The sequence below is a fragment of the Phycicoccus sp. Root563 genome, from assembly GCF_001427915.1.
Classification (GTDB): domain Bacteria; phylum Actinomycetota; class Actinomycetes; order Actinomycetales; family Dermatophilaceae; genus Pedococcus.
Genome location: NZ_LMGM01000001.1, coordinates 1,583,052 through 1,600,947, shown reverse-complemented (window position 1 = coordinate 1,600,947; position 17,896 = coordinate 1,583,052). Strand labels below are relative to the sequence as shown.

Genomic DNA, 17,896 nt, shown 5'->3' with positions numbered 1-17,896 from the left:
GGGCGCCCACCCCGGTTGCGGTCCTCCCGTATGCCGCGTGGGCGCTTGACCACCGAAAGGTTCACCACCCATGGCCACTCCGGCACGACTGTTCGGGACCGACGGGGTCCGCGGCCTCGCCAACGTCGACATCACCGCCGAGCTCGCCCTGAAGCTGAGCGTCGCCGCGGCCCACGTCCTCGGGGACGGGGCCCGCAGGAACGGGCGCCGCCCCAAGGCCGTCGTCGGTCGCGACCCCCGGGCGTCCGGCGAGTTCCTCTCGGCCGCGGTCATCGCCGGCCTCGCCTCAGCAGGGGTCGACGTCTACCACGCCAACGTCCTGCCGACCCCGGCGATCGCGTTCCTCACCGCAGACACCCACGCCGACTTCGGCGTGATGTTGTCCGCCTCGCACAACGCCATGCCGGACAACGGCATCAAGTTCTTCGCCACCGGTGGGCACAAGCTCGACGACGCCGTCGAGGACGAGATCGCGGCGCTGCTCGACCAGGAGTGGGACCGCCCGACCGGCGCAGACGTGGGCCGGGTCGTGACCATGCCCGACGGCCACACGCGCTACATCTCCCACCTGCTCGCCGTCCTGCCGAACCGGCTCGACGGGATCACCGTGGTCATCGACGGCGCGCACGGGGCCGCGAGCTCGGTCTCGCCCGAGGTGTTCCGCCTCGCCGGCGCCACGGTGCACGAGATCGGCACCGAGCCGGACGGGCTCAACATCAACGACGGGTACGGCTCGACGCACCTCGACCACATCAAGGCCGCCGTCAAGGCCAAGGGGGCCGACCTCGGCATCGCCCACGACGGTGACGCCGACCGCTGCCTGGCCGTCGACGCCGACGGCAACGAGGTGGACGGCGACCAGATCATGGCCATCCTCGCGGTCGACATGAAGGAGCGCGGCGCGCTCGCCCAGGACACCCTCGTCGCCACGGTGATGAGCAACCTCGGGCTCATCCAGGCGATGGAGCGTGAGGGCGTCGCCGTCCGCCAGACCGGCGTCGGCGACCGCTACGTCCTGGAGGAGATGCGGTCCTCCAACCTGTCCCTGGGCGGCGAGCAGAGCGGCCACGTGATCTTCCTCGACCACGGCACCACCGGGGACGGGGTCCTCACCGGCCTCATGCTGGCGGCCCGCGTCTGCGCCACCGGGCGTTCACTCGCCGACCTCGCCACCGTGATGCGCCGGCTGCCGCAGGTGCTGATCAACGTCAAGGGTGTCGACAAGTCCCGTGTCGAGAGCGACGTGGAACTCCAGGAGGCCGTGGCCAAGGAGGAGGCGGCCCTGGCCGGTACGGGCCGCGTGCTGCTGCGCAAGTCCGGCACCGAGCCGGTCGTGCGCGTCATGGTGGAGGCCGCAGACGAGGCCGAGGCGCACGCCGTCGCCGGTCGCCTCGTCGACGTCGTCACGGCGCGCCTCTCACTCTGAGCCGCCAGGCCCCCGGGCCACCCGGCCGCGGGCTCAGCGGTCGTGGGGTCCCGCGAGGTCGTCGACGATGTGGCGCGCGATCTCCAGGGCGCTCGTCGCGGCCGGCGAGGGAGCGTTGAGGACGTGCACCACCGTGCCGACCCGCTCCACGAGGAAGTCGTCGACCAGCGTGCCGTCGTGGCGCACGGCTTGGGCCCGCACCCCGGCCGCGGCCGGCACCAGGTCGTCGTCGTGGATCTCCGGGACCAGCCGGCGCAGGCTGTCGGCGAAGAGGTGCCGGGAGGCCGACCGGGCCACCTCGCGCGCGCCGGCCCGGTAGTGCCGACCCGCGAGGCGCCAGAACCCGGGGAAGGTCAGGGTGCCGCGCAGGTCCTCCCAGGAGGCGGTGCGCCAGTCGTACCCCTCACGCGCGAACGCCAGCACCGCGTTGGGCCCGGCGTGGACGTGACCGTCGATGCCGCGGGTGAGGTGCACGCCGAGGAACGGGAAGTCGGGGTCGGGGACGGGGTAGACCAGGCCCCGGACGAGCGGGGTGGCCGAGGGGGACAGCTCGTAGTACTCCCCGCGGAAGGGCACGATCCGCGCCGAGGGCTCGTGCCCCAGACGCCGGGCGACGGCATCGGCGTGCAGCCCGGCACAGGCGACCACGAGGTCTGCAGGCAGGTCGCCTCGGGTGGTGCGGACGACCGTCCCACCGGTGACGGTCTCGTGGGCGCCGAGCACCTCGGTGCCGAGCAGCAGCTCGGCACCGCCGGACTCGAGGCGATGCACGAGCGCCGCGCAGACCGCGCCGTAGTCGATGATCCCCGTCTCGGCCACGTGCAGGGCAGCCAGCGCCGCGACGTGTGGCTCGTGCTCGCGGGCCTCCTCGGGGCCGAGCTCACGGACCTGCAGCCCGTTGGCGAGGCCGCGTTCGTGCAGGCGGCGCAGGCCGGCGAGCTCGTCCTCACGGGTGGCCACCACGAGCTTCCCGCACACCTCGTGCGCGATGCCGTCCTCGCGGGCGAGGGCGACCATGGAGGCGGACCCGGCCCGGCACATCCTCGCTTTGGCCGACCCGGGCGGGTAGTACAGGCCGGAGTGGATGACGCCGCTGTTGCGCCCCGTCTGGTGCCGCGCCCAGCCCTGCTCCTTCTCGACCACCGTGACCTCGGTCCCCGGCCGCGTGCGCAGCAACCGCTCGGCGACCGCGAGGCCCAGGATCCCGCCACCGATGACGACGACGCGGACTGGTGGGGACATGCCACCAACCTAGCGAGCAGCAGGTGGGGAGGGGCTCGGGCGTGGCCGACCGGTGTGTGCAGGCACACGTCTCGGGACGTGGACCACCGGGAATTGCCCCACCTCCCCACGAGTTGCCGCAGACGTACCCGTACACCGACAGACAGGACAGCCATGCCTTTCGAAGCAGTCAACGAGACCCTCTACACCATCGCCGCCTCCGCCCAGGGCGGACGTGAGGGCCGCGTGCAGAGTGAGGACGGCGTCGTCGACCTGCCCCTGGGCAAGCCCGGCAGCAAGAGCAACCCCAAGGCCAACCCGGAGACGCTGTTCGCGTCCGGCTACGCCTCGTGCTTCAACGGCGCGCTCGCAGCCGTCGCCGGCCGTGAGGGTGTCGACGCCAGCGCGTCCACCACCACCGCCGACGTGACCTTCGGCAAGACCGACACGGGCTTCGGCCTCGCGGTCACCCTCGTCTCGGAGGTCCCCGGGGTCGATGACGCGACGGCCCAGCGCCTCGCCGAGCTCGCCCACGAGTTCTGCCCCTACTCCAAGGCGACGCGCGGCAACATCGACGTCACCATCTCGGCCAAGGGNNNNGGTATGGCGCGTGGTCACACGCGCCATACCCCGCCTCTGTGTGTGTGCCTCCGTCCCCGGGTCCCGTCGTGGGGACCGACGGTCAGAACAGCTGGTCGAGCAGGCCGCTGTCGACGTCGTAGAGGAAGCCGCCGACGGAGACCGTGCCGGGGATGAGCGGGTGGCTGCGGACCGCGGCGACGTCCGCACCGAGCGCGGCCCGCTGGTCGGTGACCACGTGGAAGCCCTGCCAGGAGGCGTCCTGCCCGGACGACTCGCCGATCTTCGCCCGCAGCTCCTGCTCGCTGTTCGAGGCCATGGCGCACCGGGTGTGGGGCACGATGAGGATGCGTTCGACGCCGAGCAGGTGGACGCCGAGGACCAGCGCCTCGAGGGCGTTGGAGGTCACCCGCCCGCCGGGGTTGCGGAAGATCTTGGCGTCGCCGGGCTGGAGGCCGACGAGTCGCAGCGGGTCGATCCGCGAGTCCATGCAGGTGACGATCGCGACACCTGCGTGCGCGATGCCGTCGAACCCGCCGGTCGAGAACTCGGTCTCGGCGTAACGCTTGTTCGCCTCGATCAGGTCGTCGAATCCTTGTGCACTGATGGGTGATTCGCTCACAGCAGCCCCGGTCTCTTAGGGATGGACATGGCCATCGGCTTGGTGGTGGAGGCAAAGAAGTCGTTGCCCTTGTCGTCGACCACGATGAAGGCGGGGAAGTCCTCGACCTCGATCTTCCAGACCGCCTCCATGCCGAGCTCGGCGTACTCGAGGACCTCGACCGACTTGATGCAGTCCTGCGCGAGGCGGGCCGCCGGGCCACCGATCGACCCGAGGTAGAAGCCGCCGTGGGCGTCGCACGCGTCGGTCACCTGCTTGGAGCGGTTGCCCTTGGCCAGCATGACCATCGACCCGCCCGCGGCCTGGAACTGGTCGACGTAGGAGTCCATCCGGCCGGCGGTCGTCGGGCCGAACGAGCCGCTGGCGTAGCCCTCGGGCGTCTTGGCCGGACCCGCGTAGTAGACCGCGTGGTCCTTGAGGTACTGCGGCATGCCGTCGCCGGCGTCGAGGCGTTCCTTGATCTTGGCGTGCGCGATGTCGCGCGCGACGACGAGGGGGCCGCTGAGCGAGAGCCGCGTCTTGACAGGGTATTTCGTCAGCTCGGCACGGATGTCGTCCATCGGGCGGTTGAGGTCGATGCGCACGACGTCGTCCTCGCCCTCGAGGTGCTCGTCGGTCGTCTCCGGGAGGAAGCGGGCCGGGTCCGTCTCGAGGACCTCGATGAAGACGCCCTCGGGAGTGATCTTGCCGAGGGCCTGGCGGTCCGCGGAGCAGGACACCGCGATGGCGACCGGGAGGGAGGCCCCGTGGCGGGGGAGGCGGACGACGCGGACGTCGTGGCAGAAGTACTTGCCGCCGAACTGCGCCCCGATCCCGAAGTTGCGGGTCAGCTCGAGCACCTGCTCCTCGAGCTCGGTGTCACGGAACCCGCGGGCGGTCATCGCCCCCTCGCGTGGGAGGTCGTCGAGGTACTTCGCGCTCGCGTACTTGGCTGTCTTCAGGGCGAACTCGGCACTCGTGCCGCCGATGACGATGGCCAGGTGGTAGGGCGGGCAGGCGGCCGTGCCGAGGGAACGCAGCTTCTCGTCCAGGAACGCGAGCATGCGCTCGGGGTTCAGGATCGCCTTGGTCTCCTGGTAGAGGAAGGACTTGTTGGCGCTGCCGCCACCCTTGGCCATGAAGAGGAACTTGTAGGTGTTCTCGTGGCCCTCGGCGGTGTCGGCGTAGAGCTCGATCTGCGCGGGGAGGTTGGAGCCGGTGTTCTTCTCCTCCCACGTCGTCAGCGGCGCCATCTGCGAGTAGCGCAGGTTGAGGCGGGTGTACGCGTCGCTGACACCGCGGGCGATCGCGCGCTCGTCGGTGCCCTCGGTGAGGACGTGCTGGCCGCGCTTGCCCATGACGATCGCGGTGCCGGTGTCCTGGCACATCGGCAGCACGCCCCCGGCGGCGATGTTGGCGTTCTTGAGCAGGTCGAGCGCGACGAACTTGTCGTTGTTGCTCGCCTCCGGGTCGTCGAGGATGCGCCGCAGCTGTGTCAGGTGGGCCGGCCGCAGGTAGTGGGCGATGTCGTGCATCGCCGTGTCGGTGAGCAGCCGCAGCGCCTCGGGCGCCACCTCGAGGAAGGTGCGACCCCCGGGCCCCTCGACCGTCCGGACGCCCTCGGTCGTCAGCAGGCGGTACCCCGTCTGGTCGGGACCGATCGGCAGCAGGTCCTCGTAGGGGAACTCGGGCTCCGGCGGGTTCTCCGGCGTGTCCGGCATGGTGCTCCTGTCCTCAGGTCGCCGCAGCGACAACAGCTCGTGACTACCGCTCGTGACTAGAGCTCGTCGAGGCTGGGGGCGTAGGCCCCGGCCTTCCCGACGGTGACTCCACTCGTGGCCAGCCCGCGGTCGACGGCGGGGCTGACGTCCTCCAGTGTCGCGCTCCGCAGCCGCTCGCGTGCACCCGGGTCACCCAGCAGCCCGGCGACGACGAGCCCGGACACGAGTCCGGCCATGAAGGAGTCGCCGGCACCGACGGTGTCGACGACCCGGTCCGCCCGCGCGGGCTCGGTCACGACCTGCTCACCGGCGGCCACGCGGTAGACCACGCCCTCACCGCCGAGCGTCACCAGGGTCATGCCTGCGCCGAGCTCGACCCACCGGGCCATGACCTGCTCGGGGGAGCGGTCGGGGTAGAGCAGGTCGAGGTCGTCCTCGCTCGCCTTGACGACGTCGGACAGACCGACCAGCTCCTCCACGCGGTCGCGGACGGCGTCGAGGTCGCCCATGATGCTCGGGCGGATGTTGGGGTCGTAGGACACGGTGCCGACCTCGCGGACCGCGCGCAGGGCCGCGGTGACGCTCTGCGCCCCCGGTTGGAGCACCGTGGCGATCGAGCCGGTGTGGACGTGGCTCGTGCCCGGCTCGAGGACGACCTCCGGCAGCTCCCAGAGGAGGTCGAAGTCGTAGCTCGCTGCGCCACCCTGGTCCAGGGTCGCCGCTGCGACGGAGGTGCGGGCCGCGCCCAGGCTCGCCGGCAGCACGTGCACGCCGTGCCGCTTGAGGTGACCGGCGATGCGGGAGCCGCGTTCGTCGTCGCCCAGCCAGGTCGCGAAGTCGACCCGGTGGTCGAGCCGGGCCAGGCCGACGGCGACGTTGGCCGGGCTGCCGCCGATGTGCTCTGCGGACTCGCCGTTGGCATCGGTGACGATGTCGACGAGTGCCTCGCCGACGACGAGCAGGCGCTGGCTCATGGGGCGTCCTGGAGGTGGGGGGTGGCGTGGTCGAAGTCGATGGAGCTGTAGGCCCGCAGCTTGGCGAGCTGGTGGTGGCTCTCGATCAGCCGGATCGTGCCGGACTTGCTGCGCATGACGAGGGAGTGCGTCGTCACGCCGCCGGCTCGGTAGCGGACCCCGCGGAGGAGCTCGCCGTCGGTGATCCCGGTGGCGACGAAGAAGCAGTTCTCGCCGCTGACCAAGTCGTTCGTCGACAGCACGCGGTCGAGGTCGTGACCGGCGTCGATGGCGCGCTGGCGCTCCTCGTCGTCCTTGGGCGCGAGGCGTCCCTGGATGACGCCACCCATGCACTTGATGGCACACGCGGCGATGATCCCCTCGGGGGTGCCGCCGACACCGAGCAGCAGGTCGATGCCGGTCTCGTCGCGGGCGGCCATGATCGCCCCGGCGACGTCGCCGTCGGAGATGAGGCGCAGGCGCGCCCCCGCCTCGCGGACCTCGGCGGCCAGCTTGTCGTGGCGCGGGCGGTCGAGCATGACCACCGTGACGTCCTCCACGGTCTCGCGCTTGGCCTTGGCGACCCGGCGGATGTTCTCGGCGACGGGGAGGCGGATGTCGACCGCGTCGGCGGCCTCGGGGCCGGTGACGAGCTTGTCCATGTAGAACACCGCAGAGGGGTCGTACATGCTGCCCCGGTCGGCCACGGCCAGCACCGCGACGGCGTTGGACTGGCCTTTGGCCGTCAGCGTCGTCCCGTCGATGGGGTCGACCGCGACGTCGCACTCGGGACCGTTGCCGTCGCCGACCTCCTCGCCGTTGTAGAGCATGGGCGCGTCGTCCTTCTCGCCCTCGCCGATGACGACGACGCCCTTCATCGAGACCGTCGAGATGAGGGTCCGCATGGCCTCGACCGCTGCACCGTCCGCGCCGTTCTTGTCACCCCGCCCGACCCAACGGCCACCGGCCATGGCGGCGGCCTCGGTGACGCGGACGAGCTCGAGCGCGAGGTTGCGGTCAGGGGCCTCCCTGCCGACGCGAAGGGATGAGGGGAGGTGCTGCTCGGACATGCATCAGATCCTTCACGCGGCGGCGGGTGAGTGCCCCGAGACTATCGGTGGCAGGGGCAGTTGGCGCCCAGCGGTCCGCGTCAGGGACGATGGTGCCGTGAGCACCCAGGCACCCCGCAGTTCCTACGCCAACGGCTCCGTGCCCAACATGATCCGGTCCCTGCTCGTGATCGGTGCCCTGGTCGCGGTCCTCGTGGCGGTGGTGCCTCGCGTCAACAACGTCACCCAGCCGCCGGTCGACGTCGCTGGCGCGTCCGTGGAGGTCGCGCGCGAGAGCGGCTGGCCCATCGAGGTGCCGACGAACCTGCCCGACGGGTGGCGGGCGACGAGCGTGCGGTACGAACGCTCCACCGACGGCCTGATGGTCTGGCACGCCGGCTACCAGTCGCCCACGGGGAACTACGTCGCGATCGAGCAGACGAAGGACGCCACCGCGAAGTGGATCGAGGCGCAGACCAACCGCGCCGCGGCGAAGGGCACGGTCGAGGCCGGTGGCCGCACGTGGACGACGTACGTTCGCAGCGGCAAGGTCCAGAACAGCCTCGTCCACGAGGCGGGTGCGGGTGACGAGCTGACGACGATCATCACCGGGACCGGCACGCTCGACGAGCTGAGTGCCTTCGCCGGGACCCTGCAGAAGGCTCCTGCAGGCTGACGCCGCGGTGCCCCGCCGGCTCAGGAGCCGTCGACGTCCTCGGTGAGGGCTGCCTCGGCGTCGTCGAGCCAGGTGCTGCAGTGGGCCGCGAGCGCCTCGCCGCGCTTCCAGAGCCGCATGCTCTCCTCGAGACCCACCTGGCCCCCCTCGAGCTGGGCGACGATGCCGATGAGCTCGTCGCGAGCCGCCTCGTAGGACAGCTCCGCCACGTCGGGGAACTGGTCGGTGGACGAGGTCTGCTCTGCTCCCTTGGCCATGGGGCAGGAGCCTAACCGGCCTCGGCCGGCTGGCCCGCCGGCAGGCCCACGACGCGGGTCGCGAAGTCACCGCGGGCCACCCGGACCCGAAGGAGCTCGTCGGGGGCGACGTCGTCCTGGTCCATGACCACGCGGCCGTCGCGGTGCTGCACCACGGCATACCCACGCTCGAGGGTGGACAACGGCGAGAGGGTGCGGACCTGTGCACGGAGGTGGCCGATGTGGTCGGTGGCCCGGTGGACGGAGGCGAGGACGCGGCGCTGCGAGCGTGCGGTGAGCGCATCGAGCTCGGCCCGCCGCGCGTCGATCATCGCGGCAGGGTTGGCGACGACGGGCCGCGAACGCAGCGCCACGAGGTGACGTCGCTCGCTCGCGACGTGACCCGCGAGGGCCCGTCGGGCCCGCTCACGCGACTGGCGTATGCCGTGCCGCTCCTCCTGCGCGTCCGGCACCACCCGCTTGCCGGCGTCGGTGGGGGTGGAGGCGCGCCAGTCGGCGACGTGGTCCAGCAGCGGGGTGTCCACGTCGTGGCCGATGGCCGAGACGACAGGGGTGCGGGCGGCGGCGACGGCGCGCAGGAGCGCCTCGTTGCTGAACGGCAGGAGGTCCTCGACCGAACCCCCACCGCGGGCGATGACGATGACGTCGACCCCGGCGACGGCGTCGAGCTCGGCGAGCGCGGCCATCACCTCCTGCACGGCCTGCGGCCCCTGGACGGCGACCTCACGGACCTCGAAGCGGACGGTGGGCCAGCGCCGCCGGGCGTTCTCGACGACGTCCTTCTCCGCCGCGCTCGCCCGCCCGCAGACGAGGCCGACGGTCCGCGGGAGGAAGGGCAGCGGCTTCTTGCGGTCGGGGTCGAACAGGCCCTCGGAGGCGAGCGTGCGTTTGAGGTGCTCGACCCGCGCGAGCAGCTCGCCGACCCCGACCGGTCGGATCTGCCGGGCGTCGAGCATCAGCGAACCGCGCTGGGTCCAGAAGACGGGCTTCGCCTGCAGGACGACCCGGGCCCCCTGGGCGACCGGGACCGGCATCGCGTCGAGGGCGTTGGTCGAGATCGCGACCGACAGGGACATGTCGACGTCCGGGTCGCGCAGGGTGAGGTAGGCCGTCCGGGACCCCGGTCGGCGGGTGAGCTGCACGACCTGGCCCTCGACCCACAGGACCGACATCTTCTCGACGTACTCGGCGATCTTCATGCTCAGCAGCCGCACCGGCCAGGGCGACTCGGCCGTCGTGTCGCCTGCCCGCTCGGGCAGGGTCGGGCGCTGCTCGGGGCCGGTCACGGGGCTCACTCTAGGAGACGGCACCGACGGGCTCGCGTGTCGACGCCCCTGCCGGTCGCCCTGGGCGCAGGATCGGCCCATGAACACCTTCGTGTGGATCCTCCAGGTCGTGCTGGCGCTGGTGTTCCTGGCCACGGGCGCCCTCAAGCTCGTCCAGCCGAAGGAGAAGCTGCGCGAGCAGATGCGCTGGGTCGACGGCTTCTCCCAGGACACGATCCGCGGGATCGGGCTGGCCGAGGTCCTGGGGGCGCTGGGCCTGGTGCTCCCCGGGTGGCTGGACGTGCTGACGTGGCTGACGCCGCTGGCTGCCAGCGGCCTGGTGCTGGTGATGGTGGGCGCCATCGCGACCCACCTGCGGTTGCGCGAGTGGCCCATGGTCGCCGGCAACGTCGTCCTGGCCGTCCTCGCGCTCGTGGTGGCCTGGGCGCGGTTCGGGTCCTACCCGCTCTGACCGCGGGTCTGGCGCCGGCGGGCGGCCCGCAGCATCGCGCGCTGCAGGGCGATCGGCTCAGGCGCCGGTGGGAGCGGGGTGGCCGCGATCGGGCGACACGCGTCGAGGAACAGCGCGACGTGCCGCCGCCACGCTTCCGGGAGGTCGTCACGGGTCGTCTCGATCACGCCCGCGACGGCGAACGTGAGGACGGGGAGGTCCTCCGGGCTGAAGTCGGCCCGCAGGACGCCGGACGACTTGGCCCGGTCGATGACCTCGACGACGGTGCGGTAGCCACGCTCGCGACGTCCGGACGAGCCGCGCTCGCGACGCCCGGACGAACCATGCGCCGCCGTCGACGAACCACGCCCCAGCGGGACGGACTGGATGAGGTGGGTGAACCCGCGGTTCTCGGCCTGCAGGGCCGCCATCCGTTCGACCAGGCCCACGAATCCGGCCCACGGGTCGTCGTCCGTGAGCGCCAGGTCGGCACTGGCCTCGTACTGCCGGAGGGCGTCGTCGAACGCCTCGGCCACGAGGTCGGCACGGTCGGGGAAGCGGCGGTACAGCGTCGCGATCCCGACACCCGCCCGTGCGGCGACCTCGGTCAGTGGAGCGGACACGCCCTGCTCGGCGAACACCGCCTGCGCGGCCTGGACGATGCGGGCCCGGTTGGCCTCGGCATCGACGCGCAACGGGGGTGGGGTGGTCACGTCCACACACTAACCGGAATAGGTCCTCCACTTCTTGCGTTGTGCCTCCCGACAGAGTGGAGGATGGCCTCCACTTGATGACTCGAAGGACGTCGACCGATGAACACCGTGCTCTGGATCCTGCAGATCGTGCTCGCCCTCTTCTTCGCGATGGCCGGGGTGACCAAGCTGAGCCAGCCCAAGGAGAAGCTGCGCGCCCGACTCCCCTGGGTGGAGGACTTCTCGGCGGGGACGGTCCGGTTCATCGGCGCCGTGGAGCTCCTCGGCGCCATCGGGCTGGTCCTCCCGGCAGCCACCGGGATCGCCGTGGTCCTGACCCCGCTCGCCGCTGTCGGCCTCGCCGTCGTCATGGCCCTGGCCGCGGTGACCCACCTGCGCCGTGGCGAGACCCAGGCGCTGGCGATCAACGTGCCGGTCCTGCTCGTCGCAGCGTTCGTGGCGTGGCAGCGCTTCGGGCCGCAGGCGTTCTGAGCGGTGGTGGGCGATTGGGGTGCCCCGGCTCGGCAACCTACGATGGAGTCATGACTGACACCATCGGACAGCCCACCCAGCGCGTGCTCCTCGCCGCGCCCCGCGGCTACTGCGCCGGCGTCGACCGCGCCGTCGTGACGGTGGAGAAGGCCCTCGAGCTCTACGGTCCGCCGGTCTACGTCCGCAAGGAGATCGTCCACAACAAGCACGTCGTCACCACGCTCGAGAAGCGCGGGGCGATCTTCGTGGAGGAGACCGACGAGGTCCCCGAGGGTGCGACGGTCATCTTCAGCGCCCACGGTGTGGCCCCCGTCGTCCACGAGGAGGCCAAGGCGCTGAGCCTGAAGACCATCGACGCCACCTGCCCGCTGGTCACCAAGGTGCACCGTGAGGCGGTCCGGTTCGCCGGCGACGACTTCGACATCCTGCTCATCGGTCACGAGGGCCACGAGGAGGTCGTCGGGACGTCGGGGGAGGCGCCTGAGCACATCACCCTCGTCGACGGCCCCGACGACGTCGCCAACGTCACCGTGCGCGACCCGGAGAAGGTGGTCTGGCTGTCCCAGACCACGCTGTCCGTCGACGAGACCATGGAGACCGTCCGCCGACTGCGCGAGCGGTTCCCGTCGCTGCAGGACCCGCCCAGCGACGACATCTGCTACGCCACCCAGAACCGCCAGCTCGCCGTCAAGCAGATGGCCCCCGACTGTGACCTCATGATCGTCGTCGGGTCGCGCAACTCGTCCAACTCGGTCCGACTCGTCGAGGTGGCTCTCGAGCACGGCTCGCGCGCCGGTCACCTCGTCGACTATGCCGACGAGATCGACCCCACCTGGCTGGAGGGCGTCTCCACCGTGGGGGTGACCTCCGGTGCGTCGGTGCCCGAGGTCCTCGTGCGCGACGTCCTCACCTACCTGGCCGAGCGCGGATACGTCGACGTCACCCCGGTGGTGGCCGCCCAGGAGAGCCTGCTCTTCTCGCTGCCCAACGAGATCCGTCGTGACCTCAAGGCCCGTGGGCTGAGCGACAAGATGCGTCACGACGGCGCGTTCGAGGAAGCCGGCTCCCTGCACTGACGGATGCCGCGCGGCGCCGTGCGCGGGCACTGCACGGATCCGGACGCCCGCGCGGGTACGGTCTGACCATGATCGACCTGTCGGCGACCAAGCGCCGCATCCTGCAGCGGCTCGTCGCCCGCGGGCCCGCCGTGGTCGACCTGTCCCTGCTGGACTCCGTGCCGCGGCGGCTGCTGCGCCCGCTGCGCCGGGACGGCCTGGACCCGGTGCGCCGCTCGGGGCCGGGGTCCGGTGACCCGGTCCACCGCCTCGCGCACATGTTCGGGATGAACATCTGGCTCGTCTCCGGCCACCCGGAGGGCAAGGCGGTGCTGGCCGACCAGAAGCGCTACAGCAACGACGTCCGGCCGTACGTCGGTGCCAGCGGCGGAGCCGTCGGCGGTCTGGGGTTCACCGACCCGCCGGAGCACACCCGCCTGAGGGGTCTGCTGACGCCGGAGTTCACGATGCGTCGGATCCAACGGCTGACCCCACGGATCGAGCAGATCATCGACACCCAGCTCGACCTGATGGCCGCCAAGGGCGCGGACGTCGACATCGTCGAGGACTTCGCCTTCCCGATCCCGTTCCTCGTCATCTGCGAGCTCCTGGGGCTGCCGGCCGAGGACCGCGCCCGCTTCCAGGCCCTGTCGCACGCGAGGTTCGACGTGTCCGCCGGTGGCGCGGGGGCCTTCGGCGCGATCTCGTCCTCGAGGGAGTTCCTCCTGGAGGCGACGCGGCGCCAGCGCAGGGACCCGGGGGACGGCCTGCTGGGGAGGATCATCGCCGAGGCGGGCGACGAGGTGAGTGACGAGGAGATCGCGGGGCTCGCCGACGGCGTCTTCACCGGCGGGTACGAGACCACGGCCAGCATGCTCGCCCTCGGAACCCTGGTCCTGCTGCGCGACCGACCGCACTTCGAGCTCGTCCGCGACGACCCCACGGCGATCGACCGGGTGGTGGAGGAGATGCTGCGCTACCTGTCCGTGGTCCAGATCGCCTTCCCCCGGTTCGCCCTCGAGGACCACGAGCTCTTCGGTCGCAAGGTCCGCAAGGGTGACGTCGTCATCGTCCAGCTCGCCCGCGGTGACCGGGACGCCAGGATCGGGCCGAACCTCGACACCTTCGACCCGCTCCGCCCGCCGTCACCGCACCTGGCCTTCGGCTACGGGTTCCACCGGTGCGTTGGCGCGGAGCTCGCGCGCCTCGAGCTGCGGATGGCCTTCCCCCGGCTGGCCCGCCGGTTCCCCGACCTCGAGCTGGCGGTCCACCCGTCGACGCTGCGGTTCCGCGACCAGTCGATCGTCTACGCGGTCGACTCCCTGCCGGTCCACCTGGGCGTACCGTCGTCGCCGAGCACCTCGGGAGCCCGCCCGAGCGACTCGGGCGACAGGTCCAGCTGAGGGCGGGCGTCCTCGGCGGTGGCCGCGTCGAGCAGCTCCACGGCGGTGAGCACCCGTGGGCCGGTCTCGACGGGGCGTGCGACGGGCAGCTCGTCCTCGACGACCTGGAGCTCGTGCATCCGCCGGGCCGTGACGAGGACCCGCGACTCGAGCGCCCCCACCATCTGGTTGTAGGCCTCGACCGAACGCTGCAGCGCTCCACCCATGCGGGCGGTGTGGGCACCGAGGGTGCCGAGCCTCGCGTAGAGCTCGCGGCCCACCGACATCAGCTCGCGGGCGTTGGCCGTGAGGGCGTCCTGCTGCCACGTGAACGCCACGGTGCGCAGCAGGGCCATCAGCGCGCCCGGGCCGACGAGGACGACGCGTCGTGCCATCGCGTCCTCGTGCAGGCTGGGGTCGGCGGCGAGTGCCGCGGACAGCATCGCCTCGCTCGGCACGAAGCACACCACCATCTCGGGTGAGGTCTCGAACGCCGACCAGTAGTCCTTGGCCGCCAGGGCCCGGACGTGCCCTTGGAGTGCCGTCGCGTGCTCGCGCAGCAGCCGGGCCCGCTCGTCGGCGGGGAGGTCGTCGGCCTGGGCCTTGAGGAACGAGACCATCGGCGCCTTGGCGTCCACGACGAGGAACTTCTGCCCGGGGAGTCGCACCACCACGTCGGGGCGCACCTGCCGGTCGTGCCGGCTGACGCGGTGCACCTGCTCCTCGAAGTCGCACCGGGAGAGCAGGCCGGCGTGCTCCAGCACGCGGCGCAGCTGGACCTCGCCCCAGGCGCCTCGCACGGTGGACGCGTTGAGCGACCCGGCCAGGCTCTGCGTCTGACGGCCCAGGGCCGAGGTCGAGGCGTGGACCTGCGCGATCGTCTGCTCGAGGGCTGCGTACTGGTGGGTCCGGTCGCGCTCGAGCGTGCCCACCTGCTGCTCGACGCGGCCCAGTGCGTCCCGCAGGGGGACGAGCGCGGCGGCGGTCTGGGCGTCGTCCGACAGGGCGGCCTCGAGGTCGATGACGCGCTCGCGCAGCAGGTCGCGCTCGGCGCTCACGCCGGCCGCCCGGGCCGTCCCGAGCTGGCGGCACACCGCGACAGCCACGACGGCACCGAGGGCGAGGCCGACGAGGAGGGCGAGGACGAGTTCCATGTCGAGGACTGTGGCAGACCGCACCGACAGCGAGAGGGAGGCGCTCGGCGGGTAGCGTTCCGGCATGTCCGAAACCGCTGCCGACTCCCGCCGACCCCTCCTGGCTGATGGCGACGTCGTGGTGCGCGGGGTCGAGGACGGAGCGGATCCCGCCGACCTGCGCGCCTTCGAGGTGCGTTGGCAGGACGAGCGGGTCGGACGGGTCGAGCTGCTCCTCGGCGAGACCGGGGACGCCGAGGTCATCTGGGTGTTCGTCCCCGAGTACCGCGCCGTCGGCATCGTCGAGCGGGCCCTGCGGCTGGTCCTGCGGTGGGCCTTCGACGACCTCGGCCTGCTGCGCGTCGAGGCGAGGGTGCAGGACGCGGACCGCGACGGGGTGCGGGCCGCGATGCGGGCCGGGCTGCGCAAGGAGGGCGTGAGCCGCTCCCAGAACGTGCCCGGAGGGAGGGGCGACGTGGTGGTCCTCGGTGGGCTCGCCGACGACCCGTCGCCGGACAGCCGCGAGGGGTTCATCGCCCAGCTCAACTCGGCGCTGCCCACCAAGCGGGCCATCGCCCAGGGTGTCCTGCGCGACCGGCAGGACCGTGTCCTGCTGTGCGAGCTCGTCTACAAGCAGGAGTGGGACCTGCCCGGTGGTGTCGTGGACCCGCACGAGTCACCCGCCCACTGCGTCGTCCGGGAGGTGCGTGAGGAGCTGGGTGTCGAGGTCGAGGTCCGCGGCCTGATCGCCGTGAACTGGCTCCCGCCGTGGCGCGGCTGGTCCGACGCGACCGTGTTCGTCTTCGACCTCGGGGTCGTGGACGCCGACTTCGTCGCCTCGACGACGTTGCAGCCGAGGGAGATCCGGGCCGTGCACTGGGTTGGCGAGGAGGACCTCGAACACCGCGTCGCGCCATACAACCAACGCCTGCTCGCCTTCCTCGCGACGCACACCGGACCCACTGCCTACCTCGAGGACGGCCTGCCGGCCCTCTGAGGTGAGCCTCTTCACGTCGGCCGCGCGGCACCCGCGGTCGTGGGTGAGACTGTGCGGGTGAGCGAGTTCGACGACGGTTCAGCAGTGGCGGCACGGGCGCAGGAGCAGGGAGCGTACGACGCCGCGCTCGGGGACGGGTGGCGCATCGGTGGGGGCGTGAACGGCGGGATGCTGCTGTCGATCGCCGGTCGGGCGCTCGCCGTGGAGCTCGGCACCTCCGACGGCGACCGGCCACCCCACCCGCACCCGCTCGCGATCAGCGCCTACTACCTGACTCCCGGCGTCCCCGGCCCTGCCACGGTGCGCACCTCGGTCCTGCGCCGAGGCCGGGCCGTGTCGAACGGCCAGGCGTCCCTCCTCCAGGACGACGGCGCGGGCGGTGAGGTCGAACGCATCCGGGTGCTGGCCACCTACGGTGACCTCGCCACCATGGACGACGAGGCGACGACGACGGCCACGCCGCCGGAGCTCCCGCCGCCGGACGAGTGCCTCACGACCGAGCAGGCGCCGCCGCAGTTCCTCAAGGCCGCCTCCCTCCTCGAGCGGCTCGACCTGCGGCTCGACCCCGCCACGACCGGGTGGGCGATGGGCAGGCCCTCGGGCAACGGGGTCATCCGCGGCTGGCTGCGGATGGTCGACGGCCGTGAGCCCGACCCGCTGCTGCTCCTGCTCGCCGTCGACGCGCTGCCGCCCGTGGCGTTCGAGCTGGGCCTGCCGGGGTGGGCGCCGACCCTCGAGCTCACCGCCCACGTACGCGCGCGTCCGGCACCGGGCTGGCTCCGCGTCAACCTCACCAGCCGCACCATGTCGGGCGGCTACCTCGAGGAGGACGCCGAGGTCTGGGACAGCCGGGGACGGCTCGTCGCCCTGTCCCGCCAGCTGGCAAGGGCCGCCACACCGCGACGGTAGACTCTCGGCCTTGTGGCTCTCACTATCGGAATCGTCGGTCTGCCCAACGTCGGCAAGTCCACGATGTTCAACGCCCTGACCAAGAACAACGTGCTCGCCGCGAACTACCCGTTCGCGACCATCGAGCCCAACGTCGGGGTCGTGCCCCTGCCGGACGCCCGCCTGGGCAAGCTCGCCGAGATCTTCTCCTCGGAGAAGATCCTCCCGGCGACGGTGTCCTTCGTCGACATCGCCGGGATCGTCCGCGGCGCCTCCGAGGGGGAGGGGCTGGGCAACAAGTTCCTCGCCAACATCCGTGAGGCCGACGCGATCTGCCAGGTCGTCCGTGCGTTCGAGGACGGCGACGTCGTCCACGTCGACGGCAAGGTCTCGCCGGCGTCGGACATCGAGACGATCCACACCGAGCTCATCCTCGCCGACCTGCAGACCCTCGAGAAGGCCGTGCCGCGCCTCGAGAAGGAGTCGCGGATCCAGNCCCTGTATGCCGCGGGGGCGGCCGCCGGGGTCGACCTCGCCGATGCGCGTCAGCTCGGCCTGCTGACGACCAAGCCGTTCATCTACGTGTTCAACCTCGACGAGGACCAGCTCGGCGACGCCGAGCTCCACGCCTCGCTGCGCTCGCTGGTCGAGCCGGCGGACGCGGTGTTCCTCAACGCCAAGCTCGAGATGGACCTCATGGAGATGGAGGCGGACGAGGCGATGGAGCTGCTGGAGTCGTTCGGTGCCACCGAGTCCGGGCTCGACCAGCTCGCCCGCACCGGGTTCCACACTCTCGGCCTGCAGACCTACCTCACCGCGGGTCCCAAGGAGTCGCGCGCCTGGACGATCGGCCGGGGCTGGACCGCCCCGCAGGCCGCCGGGGTCATCCACACCGACTTCCAGCGCGGGTTCATCAAGGCCGAGATCGTGTCGTTCGACGACCTCGTCGAGGCGGGGTCCATGGCGGCGGCCAAGTCCGCCGGCAAGGTCCGCATCGAGGGCAAGGAGTACGTCATGGCCGACGGCGACGTGGTGGAGTTCCGCTTCAACGTCTGACG

At 71.7% G+C, this 17,896-nt stretch carries 18 protein-coding genes and 2 pseudogenes; 11 read left to right on the top strand and 9 right to left on the bottom strand.

The window, feature by feature from the left end:
* Nucleotides 1-70: 70 nt before the first annotated feature.
* Nucleotides 71-1,426, top strand: a complete 1,356-nt coding sequence (glmM, locus tag ASD62_RS07555; protein WP_056915433.1) for a phosphoglucosamine mutase — start codon at nt 71-73, stop codon at nt 1,424-1,426.
* 33 nt (nt 1,427-1,459) lie between these two features.
* Here glmM and lhgO read toward each other — a convergent pair whose 3' ends face one another.
* Nucleotides 1,460-2,668 carry an L-2-hydroxyglutarate oxidase gene (lhgO, locus tag ASD62_RS07550; protein WP_056915432.1) on the bottom strand — a complete coding sequence of 403 codons (1,209 nt, stop codon included), beginning with the start codon at nt 2,666-2,668 and terminating at the stop codon, nt 1,460-1,462.
* A gap of 153 nt (nt 2,669-2,821) precedes the next feature.
* On the opposite strand from lhgO, the pseudogene ASD62_RS07545 reads away from it, so the two are divergent.
* Nucleotides 2,822-3,243: pseudogene (locus ASD62_RS07545) on the top strand (Ohr family peroxiredoxin); the annotation flags it as partial.
* Between the two features lie 86 nt (nt 3,244-3,329).
* Here the strand turns inward: ASD62_RS07545 and ASD62_RS07540 are convergent.
* Genes ASD62_RS07540 through glpX form a run of 4 tightly spaced genes read right to left on the bottom strand, consistent with a single transcriptional unit; the run spans nt 3,330 to nt 7,571 of the window.
* A complete protein-coding gene (locus ASD62_RS07540) occupies nt 3,330-3,848 on the bottom strand; it encodes a carbonic anhydrase (protein ID WP_056915431.1) in 519 nt (172 codons plus the stop codon).
* Nucleotides 3,845-5,548 (bottom strand): fumarate hydratase, encoded by a 1,704-nt coding sequence (locus ASD62_RS07535; protein ID WP_056915430.1) that lies wholly within the window; start codon nt 5,546-5,548, stop codon nt 3,845-3,847. Before ASD62_RS07535 ends, ASD62_RS07540 begins: the two co-directional genes overlap by 4 nt.
* 56 nt (nt 5,549-5,604) lie before the next feature.
* Nucleotides 5,605-6,522: a carbohydrate kinase gene (locus ASD62_RS07530; protein WP_056915429.1), complete on the bottom strand. Its 918-nt coding sequence runs from the start codon at nt 6,520-6,522 to the stop codon at nt 5,605-5,607.
* Nucleotides 6,519-7,571 carry a class II fructose-bisphosphatase gene (glpX, locus tag ASD62_RS07525; protein ID WP_056915428.1) on the bottom strand — a complete coding sequence of 351 codons (1,053 nt, stop codon included), beginning with the start codon at nt 7,569-7,571 and terminating at the stop codon, nt 6,519-6,521. Before glpX ends, ASD62_RS07530 begins: the two co-directional genes overlap by 4 nt.
* A gap of 97 nt (nt 7,572-7,668) precedes the next feature.
* Between glpX and ASD62_RS07520 the strand changes: the two genes are divergently transcribed.
* Nucleotides 7,669-8,226, top strand: a complete 558-nt coding sequence (locus ASD62_RS07520; RefSeq protein ID WP_056915427.1) for a DUF4245 domain-containing protein — start codon at nt 7,669-7,671, stop codon at nt 8,224-8,226.
* Between the two features lie 20 nt (nt 8,227-8,246).
* Here ASD62_RS07520 and ASD62_RS07515 read toward each other — a convergent pair whose 3' ends face one another.
* Entirely contained in the window at nt 8,247-8,483 is a 237-nt protein-coding gene (locus tag ASD62_RS07515; RefSeq protein ID WP_056915426.1) for an exodeoxyribonuclease VII small subunit, read from the bottom strand.
* 11 nt (nt 8,484-8,494) lie between these two features.
* Nucleotides 8,495-9,769: an exodeoxyribonuclease VII large subunit gene (xseA, locus tag ASD62_RS07510; protein ID WP_056915425.1), complete on the bottom strand. Its 1,275-nt coding sequence runs from the start codon at nt 9,767-9,769 to the stop codon at nt 8,495-8,497.
* Between the two features lie 79 nt (nt 9,770-9,848).
* Here xseA and ASD62_RS07505 point away from each other — a divergent pair, with 79 nt between their 5' ends.
* Nucleotides 9,849-10,220: a DoxX family protein gene (locus tag ASD62_RS07505; RefSeq protein ID WP_056915424.1), complete on the top strand. Its 372-nt coding sequence runs from the start codon at nt 9,849-9,851 to the stop codon at nt 10,218-10,220.
* Here the strand turns inward: ASD62_RS07505 and ASD62_RS07500 are convergent.
* The gene (locus tag ASD62_RS07500; protein ID WP_200956861.1) at nt 10,208-10,912 is read right to left on the bottom strand and encodes a TetR/AcrR family transcriptional regulator; all 705 of its coding nucleotides are present in this window, start codon (nt 10,910-10,912) and stop codon (nt 10,208-10,210) included. The two genes, ASD62_RS07505 and ASD62_RS07500, sit on opposite strands and share 13 nt — an antisense overlap.
* A gap of 99 nt (nt 10,913-11,011) precedes the next feature.
* Here ASD62_RS07500 and ASD62_RS07495 point away from each other — a divergent pair, with 99 nt between their 5' ends.
* The 3 genes from ASD62_RS07495 to ASD62_RS07485 all read left to right on the top strand — a co-directional run bounded on the left by ASD62_RS07495 (nt 11,012) and on the right by ASD62_RS07485 (nt 13,841).
* Nucleotides 11,012-11,383, top strand: a complete 372-nt coding sequence (locus ASD62_RS07495) for a DoxX family protein (RefSeq protein ID WP_056915422.1) — start codon at nt 11,012-11,014, stop codon at nt 11,381-11,383.
* Nucleotides 11,384-11,433: 50 nt separating this feature from the next.
* Nucleotides 11,434-12,459, top strand: a complete 1,026-nt coding sequence (locus ASD62_RS07490; protein ID WP_056915421.1) for a 4-hydroxy-3-methylbut-2-enyl diphosphate reductase — start codon at nt 11,434-11,436, stop codon at nt 12,457-12,459.
* A gap of 68 nt (nt 12,460-12,527) precedes the next feature.
* On the top strand, nt 12,528-13,841 hold the full coding sequence (locus tag ASD62_RS07485; RefSeq protein ID WP_157581396.1) for a cytochrome P450: 1,314 nt from the start codon (nt 12,528-12,530) through the stop codon (nt 13,839-13,841).
* Here ASD62_RS07485 and ASD62_RS07480 read toward each other — a convergent pair.
* Entirely contained in the window at nt 13,745-14,974 is a 1,230-nt protein-coding gene (locus ASD62_RS07480) for a DNA recombination protein RmuC (RefSeq protein ID WP_056917238.1), read from the bottom strand. The genes ASD62_RS07485 and ASD62_RS07480 overlap by 97 nt on opposite strands.
* Before the next feature lie 64 nt (nt 14,975-15,038).
* Here ASD62_RS07480 and ASD62_RS20305 point away from each other — a divergent pair, with 64 nt between their 5' ends.
* The 4 genes and pseudogenes from ASD62_RS20305 to ASD62_RS20635 all read left to right on the top strand — a co-directional run.
* Entirely contained in the window at nt 15,039-15,950 is a 912-nt protein-coding gene (locus ASD62_RS20305; RefSeq protein ID WP_082580616.1) for an NUDIX hydrolase, read from the top strand.
* A 57-nt stretch (nt 15,951-16,007) separates the two neighbouring features.
* Nucleotides 16,008-16,859: a thioesterase family protein gene (locus tag ASD62_RS07470; protein ID WP_200956860.1), complete on the top strand. Its 852-nt coding sequence runs from the start codon at nt 16,008-16,010 to the stop codon at nt 16,857-16,859.
* A gap of 12 nt (nt 16,860-16,871) precedes the next feature.
* A pseudogene (locus ASD62_RS20640) lies at nt 16,872-17,333 on the top strand (GTPase); the annotation flags it as partial.
* Nucleotide 17,334: 1 nt separating this feature from the next.
* Nucleotides 17,335-17,894: DUF933 domain-containing protein (locus ASD62_RS20635; protein WP_235530661.1), on the top strand; the 560-nt coding region annotated here is incomplete at its 5' end.
* Nucleotides 17,895-17,896: the final 2 nt, after the last annotated feature.